Genomic DNA, 15311 nt, shown 5'->3' on the forward strand with positions numbered 1-15311 from the left:
CGCGCCGGGAATTTCTTTCATGAGCCAGTCACCCTTCGTCAGCCCTGACCTGATCCGTCAACGCTTCTCCAAAGCGATGTCCGACATGTACCGCGAAGAAGTGCCCCTGTACGGCGCACTCATGGAGTTAGTGGAGCAGACTAACCAATACGTGCTGGACAACGACCCGCAGATCGCCCGTCAGCTGAACAGCACCGGCGAAATCGAACGCCTGGATCTGGAACGTCACGGTGCAATCCGCGTCGGCACCGCCGCAGAACTGGCCACGCTCGCCCGTTTGTTCGCCGTGATGGGCATGCAACCGGTGGGTTATTACGACCTGACCCCGGCCGGCGTGCCGGTTCATTCCACGGCGTTTCGCGCGGTGCATGAAGACGCGTTGCAGGTCAGCCCCTTCCGCGTATTCACCTCACTGCTGCGCCTGGAACTGATCGAAGACCTGGACCTGCGGGCCTTCGCCCAGTCGGTGCTGGACAAACGCCAGATCTTCACCCCGGCAGCGCTGACCCTGATCGAACGTGCGGAAACCGAGGGCGGCCTTACCGAACAAGAAGCGCAGCAGTTCGTCGAACAGGCGCTGGAAACCTTCCGCTGGCACCACAGCGCCACGGTTACCGCCGAGCAATACCAGAAACTCAGCCACCAGCATCGCCTGATCGCTGACGTCGTGGCCTTCAAAGGCCCGCACATCAACCACCTGACCCCGCGCACGCTGGACATCGACATCGTCCAGGCGCAGATGCCTGCCCACGGCATCACCCCTAAAGCGGTGGTCGAAGGCCCGCCCCGCCGGCAGTGCCCGATCCTGCTGCGCCAGACCAGTTTCAAAGCGCTGGACGAGCCGGTTGCATTCACCGATCAAGCTGAAACCCGTGGCAGCCACAGCGCGCGTTTCGGTGAAATCGAGCAGCGTGGCGCCGCGCTGACACCCAAGGGACGGGCGTTGTACGACCGTTTGCTCAACGCCGCTCGGGACGAGTTGAAAGACTTCCCCAATGAAGCCAATGCCGCACGCTACAACGCGCTGATGACCCAGCACTTTGGCGAATTCCCTGACACGTACGAAGGCATGCGCCGACAGGAACTGGCGTACTTTCGCTACTTCGTGACGGAAAAAGGCCTGCAGGCGGACAAGCTGGAATCGTTGTCGCTGGAGGATTTGCTGGACGGCGGGTATCTGCGGGTCGAACCGCTGGTGTATGAGGACTTTCTGCCGGTGAGTGCGGCGGGGATTTTCCAGTCGAACCTGGGAGACGCGGCGCAAACCCACTATGGCGAGCATTCGAATCAACAGGCGTTTGAACAGGCGCTGGGACGATTAACGATTGATGAGCTGGGGTTGTATGCCGAGACGCAGCGGCGCTCGGTAGAAGAATGCTATGCCACATTGGGGCATGCCATCTGAGACACACCCCATGTAGCCGCTGGCGCAACGTGCGCCAGCGGCTGCGGGTTTAGCGGAGCTTCGCCAACAACGCTTCAGCACCCGCCTGCGAAGACGCCGGGTTCTGACCGGTGATCAGCAACCCGTCCTCAACCACATAGCTCGCCCAGTCATCACCCTTGGAATAAATCCCGCCCTTCTCCTTCAGCATGTCTTCCACCAGAAACGGCACGACCTTTGTCAGTTGCACCGCTTCTTCCTCCGAGTTGGTAAACCCCGTCACGCGCTTGCCTTTGACCAACGGCTGGCCGTCCGTGCCTTTGACGTGACGCAACACACCCGGCGCATGACAGACCGCCGCGACCGGTTTGCCGGCCTTGATAAACGCTTCGATCAGCGCAATCGAATAGCGGTCTTCGGCCAAATCCCACAGCGGACCATGACCGCCGGGATAAAACACGGCGTCGTAATCCTCCGGCCTCACGGTGCTCAGCACCGCCGTAGATGCCAGCGCCGCTTGGGCGGCGGAATCTTTGCGAAAACGATGGGTGGCTTCTGTTTGAAAGTCGGGCTCGTCGCTTTTCGGGTCCAGCGGCGGTTGGCCACCCTTGGGCGAGGCCAGGGTCAGCTGAGCACCGGCGTCCTTGAAGGTGAAATACGGAGCGGCGAATTCTTCCAGCCAGAAGCCGGTTTTCTTGCCGGTATCACCCAATTGATCGTGGGACGTTAAAACCATCAGGATTTTCATGTCGTTCTCACTCCGTTTCAGGGTTGTTCGGACGCTCGACGGCGCTGTTTTTATGGACCCTGCGGCCGGCCCATTCGTTGCACCGGATGTCAGGCGCCGTTGACGGGTGGCGCAAGGCCGTTATGCGCAAGAAGTTGCGCACTCATCCTCCAAAAATGTCCTTCCTTGCGGCTGATCGCCCGGCCTGTCAGGCTCTCCAGCCGAGTGCGCAAGAAGTTGCGCAGTGGTGTGCAAGTTCTTGCGCACATTCCTTTGGGTTCCAAGATGAAAATCTTTTCCATCGTTATAAAACCGACTCAACCCACTGATTTATATAACGTTAACCGCTTCTGGCACGGACCTTGATAACAGTCAGGCACCCACCGGGCGATACACGCCTCCCGGGCACCCCAAAATTTTTAGCAAGGAGCACACCCATGGCTACACCAGCGTACATGTCCGTCACTGGCGAAAAACAAGGTCTGATCACCGCCGGCGCGTTCACCGCCGATTCGGTTGGCAACACCTACCAGGAAGGCCACGAAGACCAGGTCATGGTTCAGGCTTTCAGCCACGACGTGATCATCCCGCGTGACCCGCAATCCGGCCAGCCAACCGGTCAGCGCGTTCACAAGCCTGTGGTCATCACCAAGGTCTACGACAAGTCCTCGCCACTGCTGCAAGCCGCTCTGACTTCCGGCGAGCGCATGAGCGAAATCGTTATCCAGTGGTACCGCACTTCGGCTCAAGGTACCCAAGAGCACTACTACACCACCAAACTGGAAGACGCCATCATCGTCGCCATCAACAACAAAATGCACAACTGCCAGGACCCGTCGAACTCGCACTTCACGCACCTGGAAGAAGTGCAGTTCACCTACCGCAAAATCACCTGGACCCACGAAGTTTCCGGTACTTCGGGTTCCGATGACTGGCGTCTGCCGGTCGCCTAAATCAGGCCGACCGTCTCAAGCATCGGCCAGCTCTGCTGGTCGATGTTGTTTTCGCCCTTCCAGAATTTTTGCGTCTGCCGAGGCCTTTTCGGCCATTGGCGCACGCCGCAGCACTGCACGAGGAACAAGGGATGTTCGCGCCGGCCAATCAGACTCACTTTGCCCTGACCATCGAAGGTCTCTCCAGCGATTTGCAGGTGCTGTCCTTGCAAGGCCGGGAGGCGATCAGCCAACCGTTCGTGTTTGAGGTGGAGCTGGTCAGTGAACAGCCGTCCCTGGACCTCGAAACCCTGCTGCACAAACCGGCCTTCTTGCAGCTCTCGCCGGACGGCAGCGGCATTCACGGCCAGATCTACCGTGCCGCCCAGGGTGATTCCGGCAAACGCCTGACCCGCTACGCGGTGACCCTGCGCCCGCAACTGTCCTACCTGGCGCACCGCATCAACCAGCGCATCTTCCAGAACCTCAGCGTGCCGAAAATCATCGGCAAAGTCCTCGAAGAGCATGGCATCCAGAGCAACGCCTACGAATTCAAAGTCGGGGCGATTTATCCCGAACGCCTCTACTGCGTTCAGTACGATGAATCGGACCTGCAATTCATCCAGCGCCTGTGCGAAGAAGAAGGTATCCACTACCACTTCCAGCACAGCGCCACGGCCCACAAGCTGGTGTTCGGCGATGACCAGACGGTGTTCCCGAAACTCGCGCCTGTGGCCTATCAGCAAGACTCCGGCATGGTCGCCAACGACCCGGTGATCAAGCGCTTCGACCTGCGCCTGGAAACCCGCACCAGCCGCACCACCCGCCGCGACTACGACTTCGAAAAACCACGCTTGACCCTCGGAAGCGAAAACCGTGGCGACGCCCTGCCCGACCTCGAAGACTACGACTACCCCGGCCGCTTCCTCGACCGCGAACGCGGCAAGCACCTGGCCAAACGCGCCCTCGAACGTCACCGCAGCGACTTCCAGCTCGCCGAAGGCAAAAGCGATCAGCCGATACTGGTCAGCGGCCACTTCCTGGCCCTGACCCAACACCCGAAAGCCAAATGGAACGACCTGTGGCTGCTCACCGAAATCCTCCACGAAGGCAAACAGCCGCAAGTGCTGGAAGAATCGGTCACCAGCAGCACAACCAACCTCAAAGACGATTTCCACCAGGGCTACCGCAACCGCTTTCAAGCCACCCCGTGGGACGTGCCGAACCGCCCGCCGCTGCATCATCCCAAGCCACGGATCCTCGGCAGCCAGAGCGCCGTGGTCACCGGCCCCAAAGGTGAAGAAATCCACTGCGACCAGTACGGTCGCGTCAAAGTGCAATTTCACTGGGACCGCGAAGGCCAGGCCGATGACAAGACCAGCTGCTGGCTGCGCGTCTCCTCTGCCTGGGCCGGCGCCCACTACGGCGGCATCGCCATCCCGCGCATCGGCATGGAAGTGCTCGTCACCTTCCTCGAAGGCGACCCCGACCAACCGCTGATCAGCGGCTGCCTGTACCACAAGGAAAACGTCGTCCCGTACCCACTGCCGGCGAACAAGACCCGCAGCACCTTCAAGACCCTGAGTTCCCCCGGTGGCGGCGGTTTCAACGAACTGCGCATCGAAGACAAAAAGGGCCAGGAACAAATCTTCCTGCACGCCCAGCGCGACTGGGACGAAAACGTCGAACACGACCAGAAAATCCGCGTCGGCAACGAACGCCATGACACTGTCGAGCAAAACAGCTACAGCGAATTCAAGGCCGAAGAACACCACACGGTTTATGCCGATCGCAAAGTCGAAGCCCGCGCCAACGACCACCTGACCGTGGGCGTGAATCAGCACATCAAGATTGGTACCGGGCAATTCATCGACGCTGGACAGGAGATTCACCTGAGCAGCGGCATGAAAGTCGTGTTGGAAGCGGGCAGTGAACTGACCCTCATCGGGGGTGGCAGCTTCATCAAGATCGATGCCAGCGGCGTGACCCTAAGCGGGCCGGTGATCAACATGAACTCCGGCGGCAGCCCGGGGAACGGCACTGGCGCGGCACCGCTGATGCCCGGCGCGTTGAAACAGGCGGATGCGGATAAGGCGGGTGCGGTCCTGACCCCGGCGCAGATCAATACGTTGAAACGCAATGCGCCGTTCTGTGAAGAGTGTGAAAAATGCAAGGCAGGTGCTTGTGCGATCTGATCTTTTGACTCCGCAGGCTTGGTTGGCTGAGCAGCCGTTGCAGACCGGTGAACGGTTGTACTTGATCGTTAGCGCCGCCAGCGATGCTGAAGCGCTCAAGGCCTACTACCAGCAAGACATGGCTCCGGAACTGATTCCCATCTGGAGCGGCACGCCTTACGCCGATTGGCAGCCCGTCATGCCCTACCTCGCCGAACTGAAACCCAACGCTGGTTTTCTTCAGTGGATCGCCGAAACCGATGCTCAGGATTGGGGTTGGCTAGCGGTGTCCACCAGCCCCCCGAACGTTGTGTTTGAACACCTTCGCAGTTTGACTCAGGTATTTATGCCCGATGGGACCGAAGTGTTTTTCCGGTTCTGGGATGGACGACACATCTTCCCGATTCTCGAAGGACTCGGTGCCGGGGCAGGTGAAGTTTTGCCGGTGTTCGACCGCTACTTGATGAATGGCCAGACGCTGGAAGTGGGAGCGAGGGGCGTGCCACCGGCCAAAGCCTGGCCATGGTGGGAAGTGCCGAAGACGTTAGTCGATACGCTGGCAGAGAAAGATCACACCACCGTCGTCGACAATTTGATGCAGTGGTTGGGAGAGGACTGCCCGGAACTGTTCTTCGCCTTCCCCGAAAGTAATCTGCGCCACAAAGTCGAGCGCTTCGTGCGCCAACAATCCAATACAGAAGATATGGCAGAGCGTCTGGCTGCTGAGCTGACAAAGGAAGTCACGTCATGATTGATCCCATCGGCAATTTGGTTATTCGAGTTCTCGACGCCAAGACCCCTGACGTGAATGTCATTCTCAAGGACTTCAATAATTGCCTGACCGAATACAAGACCTGGGCCGACGGTTTCTGGACTGGCTGGGCAATGGACGTAGATCAGAAGTTCAAGGTGGGCAACGAAGTCAGCGTTACTGAGCGCAAGACCAAGACAGGGCCGGTTGAAACTTATGCCACCTGCCCGTTGATGGGTGATTTCACCCTCATCCATATGTTTGAGAGCGCTCGGTACGTGCCCATCGGCAATACACCGGTTAAGCTAGAACCGGTCAAAAAAGCGATGTTCGGATACGACGTCGTCGGTCCAGTGATTCCTGCGACTATCGGCCCGAGCGGCATTGAAGTCATCAAAGGCTGCAAACCGGGGCAGATGTACCGGATTACTTTTTTCCCTAACGTTTCTGAAAGCAACGTCAAAGCACTGTATGCGTCATACCAAGGTGTTATCGGCAATCTTGACGGCTGGTTGAAAAGCGAGTGGTCGAGTAAGTTCCAGCCGCAGTGGGCGAGCTACTCAGCGACAGACCGGGCGGGTCGCTCACTCATACTGATGCAATCTGCACTTGATAGTCTTGAGAAAGCGCTTCTAGGTGTCTGGGATGACATCAAGAGCCTGTTCGAGCTCTTAGCCGACCCTCTGAAAAACGTGAAAAAACTTCTTCAGTACCTGAGTGAGGAAGAAGTCAAAAAACTCTACTCAGCGTCGAAAGAAGCCATTGCCACCGGACTGCTGATTCTCAGCGACGAACCGCTGATGTTCATCTACCTCTCCGCCATTATCGCGTGGGTTGGCATGCTGCCGCCGCAAGTTTGCGTGGAAGTGATTACGGCCATCGGCGCATCCTTTCTGATCAACGTGGTGCTGGGTATCTGTCTATCTGGCGGCCTAGGGCTGGCAATTCGTGTTGGCACAAAAACCTTGGCTAAGGTCAAATCTGGCACAGCGGTAAAAATGCTAGAGGAGCTCGCGGAAACACTCTTGGCCGCGAGTAAGGGTCACGCCTTGAAGGCTCACGGCGAAACCGTGAAACCTCTTGTCGCCAGTGCGCAAGGCGTACCGATGAACACCGCCAAAAAGGCCGCGTTGAAAATCGAACAAACGACCGCAGCTACGGCCAAAGGTCCGGTTCCGATCACCAGCGACACCCCTACCTTGCTGGAAAAAAACGCCTCCGTATTTGCTCGTAAGAAAGCAAAAAAACACTACGTTCTGGAGCCAAAGGAGAAGGTCAGCGACGCTCCGGCCCAGTCAAAAACACCCGACGAAAAAAGCTCAACCTGCGCCAAGAAAACCTGTACTAACAATTGCCCGGTTTCCATGGTTACCGGTGAAGAGCTACTGACGCTGACTGATGGTCAGCTTGATGGGCTGCTACCTTTCGAGTGGACTCGCCTTTACCGCACCAGCGCTGCGGAAATTGATTGCGGCCTCGGCTACGGTTGGAGCCACGCACTTGCCCAGCGGGTGGACGTCAAAGATGAAGAGGTGGTCTGGACCGACCACGAAAACCGTATCACCACGTTCCCGTTACCGAGTGTGCAGCGTCCAGCGATCACCAATAGCCTGTCGGAAGCAGCGATTTTCCTTGGTGATGATCCCTCTGAACTGATCCTCACCCAGGCCGGAGAACGTGCCCAGTTCTACCACTTTCGCTACAACAGCAAGGGCGCCACGCTGATCGCCATCAGCGACAACTACGGCAATCGCCTGCACATCACCCGTGACATTCACGGGCGAATCAAACGCGTCGATAACGGCGCCGGTCGGGCCCTCCTCGTGCGATACGACCGCAAGCACATCGTCGCCATCGACTACCAGCAGTTCATCCCGGCTGACAATCTGGAAGACGCCTGGAGCACCATCCAGACCCTGGTCACCTACAGTTACGACGCCCAACACCGCCTGATCGAAGCCAAAAACGCCGCCGGCGAAGCCGAGCGTTATGCCTACAACGACCAGAATGTCATTCTTGAGCGGCAACTCGCCGGTGGCGCCATTTTCTACTGGGAATGGGAAAGAGAAGGTAAATCGGCGCGCTGCATCCATCACTGGGCAAGCTTCTCGCAAATGGACGCGCATTACGCCTGGGATGACAAAGGCAGCGTCACGGTTACCAATGCTGACGGCAGCGAAGAGGTCTACACCCACGACGATAAGGCACGACTGGTTGCCAAGGTCGACCCGGACGGCGCGGAACACCTCAAGGCCTACGACGACAAGGGTCGCTTGATCGCCGAGAAAGATCCACTCGGCACCGTTACCGAATACCAATACAACGAAGCAGGCCGACTGGTCGCGGTCATTCCACCAGAAGACGCCCCAACCTCCTACGAGTACTACCATGGCTACGTTCGTGTGGTGAATCGTGGCCCGGCGAAGTGGATATATTGGCGCAACGACCAAGGCGATATCACCGAACAAATTGACCCGGACGGTAATTCAACCCACTACAACTATGACCGCCAGGGCCGTCTTCTAGAAATCCGTCATCCGGATGGCAGTCGTCATCAACTGGGCTGGAACAACCTCGGGCAACTGCTCGAAGAACAGTTGCCCGATGGTGGCCAGCGCAAGTACCGCTACGACGCGTTGGGCCGGCAGATCACCCGTCAGGACGAAAGCGGCGCAATCACCCACTACCAATGGGATGCTGCCAACCGGCTTACGCAAATCACCCTGCCCGGTGGCGCCACGCGCGCGTTCACTTACAACCCATACGGCCGCGTAACCGCCCAGCGCGATGAGTCGGGCCGAGTCACCCGCTACGAATATGCCGATAACCTGCACCTGGTCAGCCGCCGCATCAACCCGGACGGCAGCCAGTTGCGCTATCGCTACGACAACGCGCGTCTGCTGCTTAGCGAGATCGAAAACGAACGTGGCGAGCACTACCACCTCGATTACTACCCGAACGGCCTGATCCAGCAGGAAACCGGCTTTGATGGTCGCCGTACTGCCTACGAGTACGACCTCAACGGCCAATTGCTCAAGAAAACCGAATTCGGTGATGACGGTAGCGAACTGATTACCGGATATCAGCGCGATGCCGCTGGCCGCTTGCTGGTGAAAACCCTGGCCGATGGCGAGGAAATTCACTACAGCTACGACGCCCTCGGGCGCCTGGTGAACGTTGATGATGGAAACTGGCCGCTGGCCTACGAATACGACCTGCAAGACCGCCTGATCACCGAGCACCAAGGTTGGGGAACCCTGCGTTACGAGTACGACACCGTAGGCCAACTGAGCCACTGTCGCCTCCCGGACGGCAGCAAGCTTGATTATCGCCATCAACGAGGCGGTCAACTGAGCAGCATCGACCTCAACGGTTCACGCCTGACCACTCACCAGTTCAGCGCAGGTCGCGAACAGCAGCGTCAACAGGGTCTGTTGCTCAGCCAATACCAATACGATGAACAAGGCCGCCTGCAAGCTCACAGCGTCAACCAGCAGGATCGCAACCTGTTCCAGCGTCGCTACGCTTACGATGCCAACGGTAACCTCGCCGGCATCGATGACAGCCGAAAAGGCAATCGTAGCTATCATTACGACCCGCTCGACCGGCTGATCAACGTTCGTGGCACCACGCCGGAAAGTTTCGCCCATGACCCGGCAGGCAACCTGCTCGGCCAAGGTGATCAGCAGGCTGCAAGCCTGGCCAACGTCAAAGGTAACCGCCTGCTGATGCAGGGTGATCGACATTACGACTACGACGCCTATGGCAATTTGAGCCGTGAGCGCCGCGGCACCGGGCAAAAGCTCGTCACCGAATACCGCTACGACTGCCAACACCGCCTCATCGGTGTCAGCCTCCCCAGCGGCAGCATCGCAAGCTACAAGTACGACGCCTTCGGCCGCCGTATCGCCAAAACCGTCAACGGCCAAACCACAGAGTTCCTGTGGCAAGGGGAACGCCTCATCGCCGAAAGCGCCAATAACCGCTATCGCAGCTACATCTACGAGCCGGGCTCCTTCCGACCTTTGGCGATGCTCGACGGTGAAGGCCCACTCAAAGCCGAGCCGTTCTACTACCAACTCGACCACCTCGGCACCCCACAGGAACTCACCGACTACAGCGGCGAAATCATGTGGTCGGCGAAATACCGCGCGTATGGCAACCTCGCCACTCTCGACGTTGAGGAAATCGACAACCCGCTGCGCTTCCAGGGTCAGTACTTCGATGCGGAAACGGGCTTACATTACAACCGGCATCGCTACTACAATCCTGGCACTGGACGGTATCTGACGCCGGATCCGATCAAGCTTGCAGGCGGGTTGAACAACTACCAGTACGTGCCTAACCCTACAGGATGGGTGGATCCATTAGGGTTGAGCTGCGAACCGTGCGACGGTCCTGATGAGAAGCAATCAAACCAATCTCGCGAAACGGACTACGAGAGTCTTCCTCGTCTCCCAAGCACTCCAGAGGAAGGATATCTGTATCGCGGTGTTCATAAGGGCCATCCTGCCGAAAATGACGCATTTTCCGGAAAGGTAACTCCCGGAAAAATTGATGGCGTAGTAAATCCTGACGATCACAATTATGGAGGACACTCGGGAGACAGCCCCTATACTTCATGGACAAGATCACCTGATATCGCCAGGCAATTTGCGAAAGAGGATGGACTTATTCTGAGAGTTAAAATTGGCGCCCCAAAAGAAGGAGATAAGTGGTCATGGCAGTATTCGGAAGATCGTTGGGGGGAGCAAGAAGTTCTCTTGAAAGGACCCCGCAGCGGGGATATCGAGGTGTTTAAGCCATGAATATATTAGATTTGTTACAGCAGAATTTTCATCTCGCAGACGGCGGGATAAGATCGGCCCAACTATTAAAAAAATCAACTGAAGAAAGTTTCATTTTTAAAAACGATTACATTATAAAAAAAACTAGCGATGCGTATAAAAAAGAACTCACCACTCAAAAAGAAATTGCAAACACAACTTCATCGGTAATGCCTGGATTTGAAGAGCTTATAAATGCGCTTTCAAGTATGGCGCCTGACGCAATACTATCAATGCGTTTCATTGACAGTGCCAGTTGGGACGGTCGCATTTTTTATGATGAAAAAAATACATTTATTGGCGCAATAATTGGACAAAAGAAAAATAAAAATTGGGAGACGCCCCCGAACTGGGACGGTTCAGAGGAAATGCTACGAACCTACAACGCCCAAAAAGACAACTAAAAACCCTAATGAAACGGGACACCCATTAGCCGGTCTCCAGTCAAGGCTAAAGAGTTTCTTCTTTCGTTTAAAGGCATGTCGAATTTGGATAGAGCGAAAGTAGGCGGCGCTTCATTACATAATTAAGGATGCGGTTCCTCAACAGCTTCAGTTGCACTACTTAAGACAAAATGGAAGGGACCGCTTTTTGAGCTAAGTCGTAAACCTGCATCTAGTCAGCCGTCGTATCAATCCGGATAGTAGCCAACTGCGCTATCGCTACGACAATGCGCGCCTACTGCTCAGTGAGATCGAAAACGAACGTGGCGAACACTACCAACTCGATTACTACTCTAACGGCCTAATCCAGCAGGAAACCGGCTTCGACGGTCGTCGTACCGCTTATGAATACGACCTCAAAGACCAGTTGCTAAAGAAAACGGAGTTCGGCGACGAAATACCGAGCTGCCGACAACGATTGGCGGGTGCTAAATAGCGAGCTAAACCTTGGCGCAAAAACTCTAGAGGGCGAGGGCATATATATCGTTAAAATCAAGCCTGACGACCCAAGATTCCGCTATGAAATGCCTAATGGAAAAGAAAATGGTGCGTACCCGAACGAATGGGTTCCTGGCGGGGCAACCAAAAGTGGGACAAAAGAAGCTGCTCTGATCGGATCAGAGAGCGTTTCCCATAATAGTGACGTGGGAACGTTGTTGAAAAATTTTGATGACTGGAAAAAGCTTCAATGAAAACCACTTTCGAAACGGCTCTAGATCAGCATGAAATCGCCGATTTTTTCAAGGGAAACGGCATTTACTTCGCGAGGGGATCTGATTGGGGCGATCATCTTTATGTCAGCAACTGGCAGGAAATGTGCGGCGTACTTAAAACGCAAAGCGCAGCACGAAGCTTACTGACAAATATATTTGAAGAGTATGCAAAGTACCTCGGCGAAAATTACGAAGACGCGGCAGGATTACTTTCGAACATCACAGCCTATTACGTAATAAAGCACAAGTTTGAGTTTTTATCTGCCGACAACTATGACCTTATTAACAGTATCGACAGTAAAACAAAAGAAAAAACAGGCAAGCTATTTAGACTTCTAAGGAACGAGTATGACAAACAAAATAAAGACCTGCCAAACTACACATCCGAACAAGAAATCCAAAGGCTGAAAAAACTTGGTTGCACTACCGAGCTCGAATCCCTTTAAAGATTTAAATAAATAAAAACAAATAAAATAGGACAGGGCTAACCACGCTCCGCGTGCGCGACGTCGCCGATGACACCTCTACAGGTGGCACGATGGTAACTACCAGAAAGACACCATGGGCAAACCCCTTAACCCTCTGATCTCTGAGGGCTTTTAAACCATGACCAAAATAAGCATTGCAGCGGCATCACCGACGAGTGATGTGGAAGCCACGACATTTCTTCACCAACGCTTCAAAATGTCCCTTATTGGCTCTCAGAAGAAACTTGCCATGGGTGATAAGGGCTTCTTCTATGCCGGTGGGCTCTATGGAAATGATCACGTGCAACGCGAGAAAGAGATTCGCGACATCATCAGTTTCTTCCAGCTCAAAAAAATTGATTTGCTGATATTGGAAATTGATGATGATCAAGACTGGGGGGGCTGGATATGGCGAACCTCGGTCAGTACGCTATTCCAGCTCAGGAATTGTTGAACGCCCTGGATTCTTCTGCGGGACTTTATCAGTAGCTCCTAGCTTATGGAAAGTAGTCCCCGCAGCACGCGCGGGGATTGAAACCATCTCACAGACCGGAATGGCTCCCTACATTTACCCTATTATTCAGAGTTCTCTGCAACCACTGAATCGCCACATGGATACCAAATCTGCTTGATGGCCGTAGTGCTGCCCCGCCCCTGCATGGAGTGATGGTTGCCTGCGATTGAAGTTCGACACGCTGCAACTCTATAAGGACGACGTGCCAACCGTAAAAGTACCATATTAGCTTGATGGTAAAAGTCCGCATCTGGAACGCTTCACGAAAGCGTATGCTGGCTAAGGTACAGGTGGTGGGCGATAACTCATTCCGAAACCAGGTACTACCACTATCATCAAAGTGGATGAGGTCACTGTCTTGCCGGAGAAGTAACAGTGCTAACCGATCTAGACGCGCGCGTAGCGCTCAAAGAACTGATTGAAAAATACCTCAAGGGAAACGATCCCGATTACGACCGTCTGATCGAAATTGTTCAGAATCCTTCGCGGCAGGTTCCGATCAGAGGTGTGCTTCAGAACATTAGATGGTACAACAAGGTCCAGTGCACGCAGCAGGAGCTAAAGCTGATCGACGACCTTTTGTACATGTATGAAAAAAATGGGACGTGAAAAAAGGGGACGGATTTATTTTTACGAAAGAAAATAAATCCGTCCCCTTTTCACTTTTACGAAATAAAATAAATCCGCCCCCTTTTCGCCGCATGTTTTATCGATCAAATACTCCTGTTGGCTACAACAATGGTGATTTGACCCACTGGGTGAGAATAGAATTAACGAAAGCTGGGGAACCAGTAATACACAGCTTCCCAGCCTCACCTGAACAGGTTCAAAAATACATGGGAAAAATCAAGTAAAATGAATACCGAACTGAAATACAAACTCCATCCGATCCGCGTCCCCAGCGGGTGGACAATCACAATCAACAATTTATTCGAAGTTGAACTAACACCACAAACCACAGGCTGGTTTAGTAGCGCAGTTTTATTAGGGGGGGGGGGTACGTCGCAGCACAGGTCACTGCTTCGACTCAAGGGTCGAACCAGAAGGAGATCCCGAAGGAGAGTTTGTGATTGATTTTTTAACAATAAAATATGACAACAAAGGAAAACCCATAAAAAATTCCGAAATATTCCTAGAAGAGTTCAGAACAAAAAACAAAAAGGCATTTATTGAAAAAATAGAATCCTTCATGCTTGAAGCGTAGGAAAAACAAAGGGGACAGATTTATTTTTACGAAATAAAATAAATCCGTCCCCTTTTCGCCGGGACAACTCGGCCCACAACGTGGCACTTTTTGAGAGACAGCGTGCTGGGTATGCTGCACAAGAAATAAAAGCCGCGGAACCGATAGGCAGCGCTTTAAAAGAAGATCCAATGCATAGAGCTCCTAGCTATGTCGTTGATCAGATTCCTGACAGAGGAAGAGTATTCCCGCTCAAGGGAGGGGATGGCACAAGCAATACGCTTACTCAACTCGAAGGGACAATGAGCGATAAACGCGGAGTCTTCGAATGGATTGTGAACTCGAAATTGCAATTAACACACCAGAGATTCATACCAGAGGGCAGAATTACTGGCACACCAAACCAAATACCATCGAGAATGCCAAAGTAGGCAACGTATGAAAGACTTATTACTTGACGGCTCCTACGTATATGCACACGCACCCTGGCTAAACTGGAGTGAGCTTCTTTATGGACTGGAACACAGCTTCATAAACGAAAAGGGAGTATCTGAATTCGCTTGCGAGGGTTTAACTGAAAAATCTTCACAAGAGGCCATTAGCCTTGCGTCTTTATTACCGAAAGAAAGCTACTTGACACTCGATTTACTCCGCGGACTTGCTACCAACGAACCAGCTATTGAAACAGACAAAGCAAAACCATGGATTTTTTTACTGCTTTCATTTTTGTTTGATAATAAAGATAGCTACAGCGACCCATTAAATATAGTGGAGCAGATATATTCAGACTTCGATTACCCAGAGGAACTTTCACCTCTAATTAGATACATGCCGGCCTCAGAAGGCATCGAAGGATCTGAGGATCAGCTATTCAAAAACTGGGAAAAAGCTTTATCAGATTACAATAGTTTTTTTAGTAATCAAAATAGAAAGCCTTTGTAGAAAGTGACTCCACTCTGTTTTCGGGAGTTGTAAAAAACGTGTAAAAGTAAAAAAAGTAAAAAAAGTAAAAAAAGGGGACGGATTTATTTTTACGAAAGAAAATAAATCCGTCCCCTTTTCATTGCTCACTTTAATCTACGACCGATTGAAAACACCAGAACGGGTAAAATCCCAGGTGCAAAAGATCACTTCTACTTCAAGGAGTAATTATGGAATTCTGGAATGATATTGACGGCAGCATTTTTTTAACCAGAT

The 15311-nt window shown here is 53.7% G+C and carries 13 protein-coding genes and 1 pseudogene; 13 read left to right on the forward strand and 1 reads right to left on the reverse strand.

The features are described 5' to 3' along the window. Positions 1–19 precede the first annotated feature (19 nt). Positions 20–1405, forward strand: coding sequence for a 2-oxoadipate dioxygenase/decarboxylase HglS (gene hglS, locus AB4N43_RS05460; protein WP_027925203.1), 1386 nt, complete (start codon positions 20–22; stop codon positions 1403–1405). 49 nt (positions 1406–1454) lie between these two features. Here hglS and AB4N43_RS05465 read toward each other — a convergent pair whose 3' ends face one another. Beyond that, the gene (locus AB4N43_RS05465; RefSeq protein WP_059181102.1) at positions 1455–2132 is read right to left on the reverse strand and encodes a type 1 glutamine amidotransferase domain-containing protein; all 678 of its coding nucleotides are present in this window, start codon (positions 2130–2132) and stop codon (positions 1455–1457) included. Between the two features lie 416 nt (positions 2133–2548). On the opposite strand from AB4N43_RS05465, the gene AB4N43_RS05470 reads away from it, so the two are divergent. From AB4N43_RS05470 to AB4N43_RS05525, 12 genes and pseudogenes are all read left to right on the forward strand, one after another. Then, on the forward strand, positions 2549–3064 hold the full coding sequence (locus tag AB4N43_RS05470; protein WP_007948242.1) for an Hcp family type VI secretion system effector: 516 nt from the start codon (positions 2549–2551) through the stop codon (positions 3062–3064). Positions 3065–3195: 131 nt separating this feature from the next. Next, positions 3196–5238, forward strand: coding sequence for a type VI secretion system Vgr family protein (locus AB4N43_RS05475; RefSeq protein ID WP_460153436.1), 2043 nt, complete (start codon positions 3196–3198; stop codon positions 5236–5238). Next, the gene (locus AB4N43_RS05480) at positions 5183–5968 is read left to right on the forward strand and encodes a DUF4123 domain-containing protein (RefSeq protein ID WP_460153438.1); all 786 of its coding nucleotides are present in this window, start codon (positions 5183–5185) and stop codon (positions 5966–5968) included. The genes AB4N43_RS05475 and AB4N43_RS05480 overlap by 56 nt, the downstream gene beginning before the upstream one ends. Beyond that, entirely contained in the window at positions 5965–10776 is a 4812-nt protein-coding gene (locus AB4N43_RS05485; protein WP_460153439.1) for an RHS repeat-associated core domain-containing protein, read from the forward strand. The genes AB4N43_RS05480 and AB4N43_RS05485 overlap by 4 nt, the downstream gene beginning before the upstream one ends. After that, entirely contained in the window at positions 10773–11198 is a 426-nt protein-coding gene (locus AB4N43_RS05490; RefSeq protein WP_460153441.1) for a hypothetical protein, read from the forward strand. The genes AB4N43_RS05485 and AB4N43_RS05490 overlap by 4 nt, the downstream gene beginning before the upstream one ends. 202 nt (positions 11199–11400) lie before the next feature. Then, positions 11401–11634: pseudogene (locus AB4N43_RS05495) on the forward strand (hypothetical protein); the annotation flags it as partial. A gap of 28 nt (positions 11635–11662) precedes the next feature. Continuing rightward, entirely contained in the window at positions 11663–11929 is a 267-nt protein-coding gene (locus AB4N43_RS05500; protein WP_460153442.1) for a hypothetical protein, read from the forward strand. Continuing rightward, a complete protein-coding gene (locus tag AB4N43_RS05505) occupies positions 11926–12396 on the forward strand; it encodes a hypothetical protein (RefSeq protein WP_460153444.1) in 471 nt (156 codons plus the stop codon). The genes AB4N43_RS05500 and AB4N43_RS05505 overlap by 4 nt, the downstream gene beginning before the upstream one ends. Positions 12397–12556: 160 nt before the next feature. Further along, entirely contained in the window at positions 12557–12871 is a 315-nt protein-coding gene (locus AB4N43_RS05510; RefSeq protein ID WP_460153446.1) for a hypothetical protein, read from the forward strand. Between the two features lie 435 nt (positions 12872–13306). Next, positions 13307–13540, forward strand: a complete 234-nt coding sequence (locus tag AB4N43_RS05515; protein WP_460153448.1) for a hypothetical protein — start codon at positions 13307–13309, stop codon at positions 13538–13540. Positions 13541–14552: 1012 nt separating this feature from the next. After that, on the forward strand, positions 14553–15056 hold the full coding sequence (locus tag AB4N43_RS05520) for a DUF2247 family protein (protein WP_081743841.1): 504 nt from the start codon (positions 14553–14555) through the stop codon (positions 15054–15056). Between the two features lie 144 nt (positions 15057–15200). Continuing rightward, on the forward strand, positions 15201–15263 hold the full coding sequence (locus AB4N43_RS05525; RefSeq protein ID WP_460154200.1) for a hypothetical protein: 63 nt from the start codon (positions 15201–15203) through the stop codon (positions 15261–15263). Positions 15264–15311: the final 48 nt, after the last annotated feature.

It is taken from the genome of Pseudomonas sp. S2_B07, from assembly GCF_054668435.1.

Bases quoted from the DNA above. Each gene is read 5' to 3' on its own strand.
- hglS (WP_027925203.1), top strand. From the start codon at position 20: ATGAGCCAGTCACCCTTCGTCAGCCCTGACCTGATCCGTCAACGCTTC.
- AB4N43_RS05465 (WP_059181102.1), bottom strand. From the start codon at position 2,132: ATGAAAATCCTGATGGTTTTAACGTCCCACGATCAATTGGGTGATACC.
- AB4N43_RS05470 (WP_007948242.1), top strand. From the start codon at position 2,549: ATGGCTACACCAGCGTACATGTCCGTCACTGGCGAAAAACAAGGTCTG.
- AB4N43_RS05475 (WP_460153436.1), top strand. From the start codon at position 3,196: ATGTTCGCGCCGGCCAATCAGACTCACTTTGCCCTGACCATCGAAGGT.
- AB4N43_RS05480 (WP_460153438.1), top strand. From the start codon at position 5,183: ATGCGCCGTTCTGTGAAGAGTGTGAAAAATGCAAGGCAGGTGCTTGTG.
- AB4N43_RS05485 (WP_460153439.1), top strand. From the start codon at position 5,965: ATGATTGATCCCATCGGCAATTTGGTTATTCGAGTTCTCGACGCCAAG.
- AB4N43_RS05490 (WP_460153441.1), top strand. From the start codon at position 10,773: ATGAATATATTAGATTTGTTACAGCAGAATTTTCATCTCGCAGACGGC.
- AB4N43_RS05505 (WP_460153444.1), top strand. From the start codon at position 11,926: ATGAAAACCACTTTCGAAACGGCTCTAGATCAGCATGAAATCGCCGAT.
- AB4N43_RS05510 (WP_460153446.1), top strand. From the start codon at position 12,557: ATGACCAAAATAAGCATTGCAGCGGCATCACCGACGAGTGATGTGGAA.
- AB4N43_RS05520 (WP_081743841.1), top strand. From the start codon at position 14,553: ATGAAAGACTTATTACTTGACGGCTCCTACGTATATGCACACGCACCC.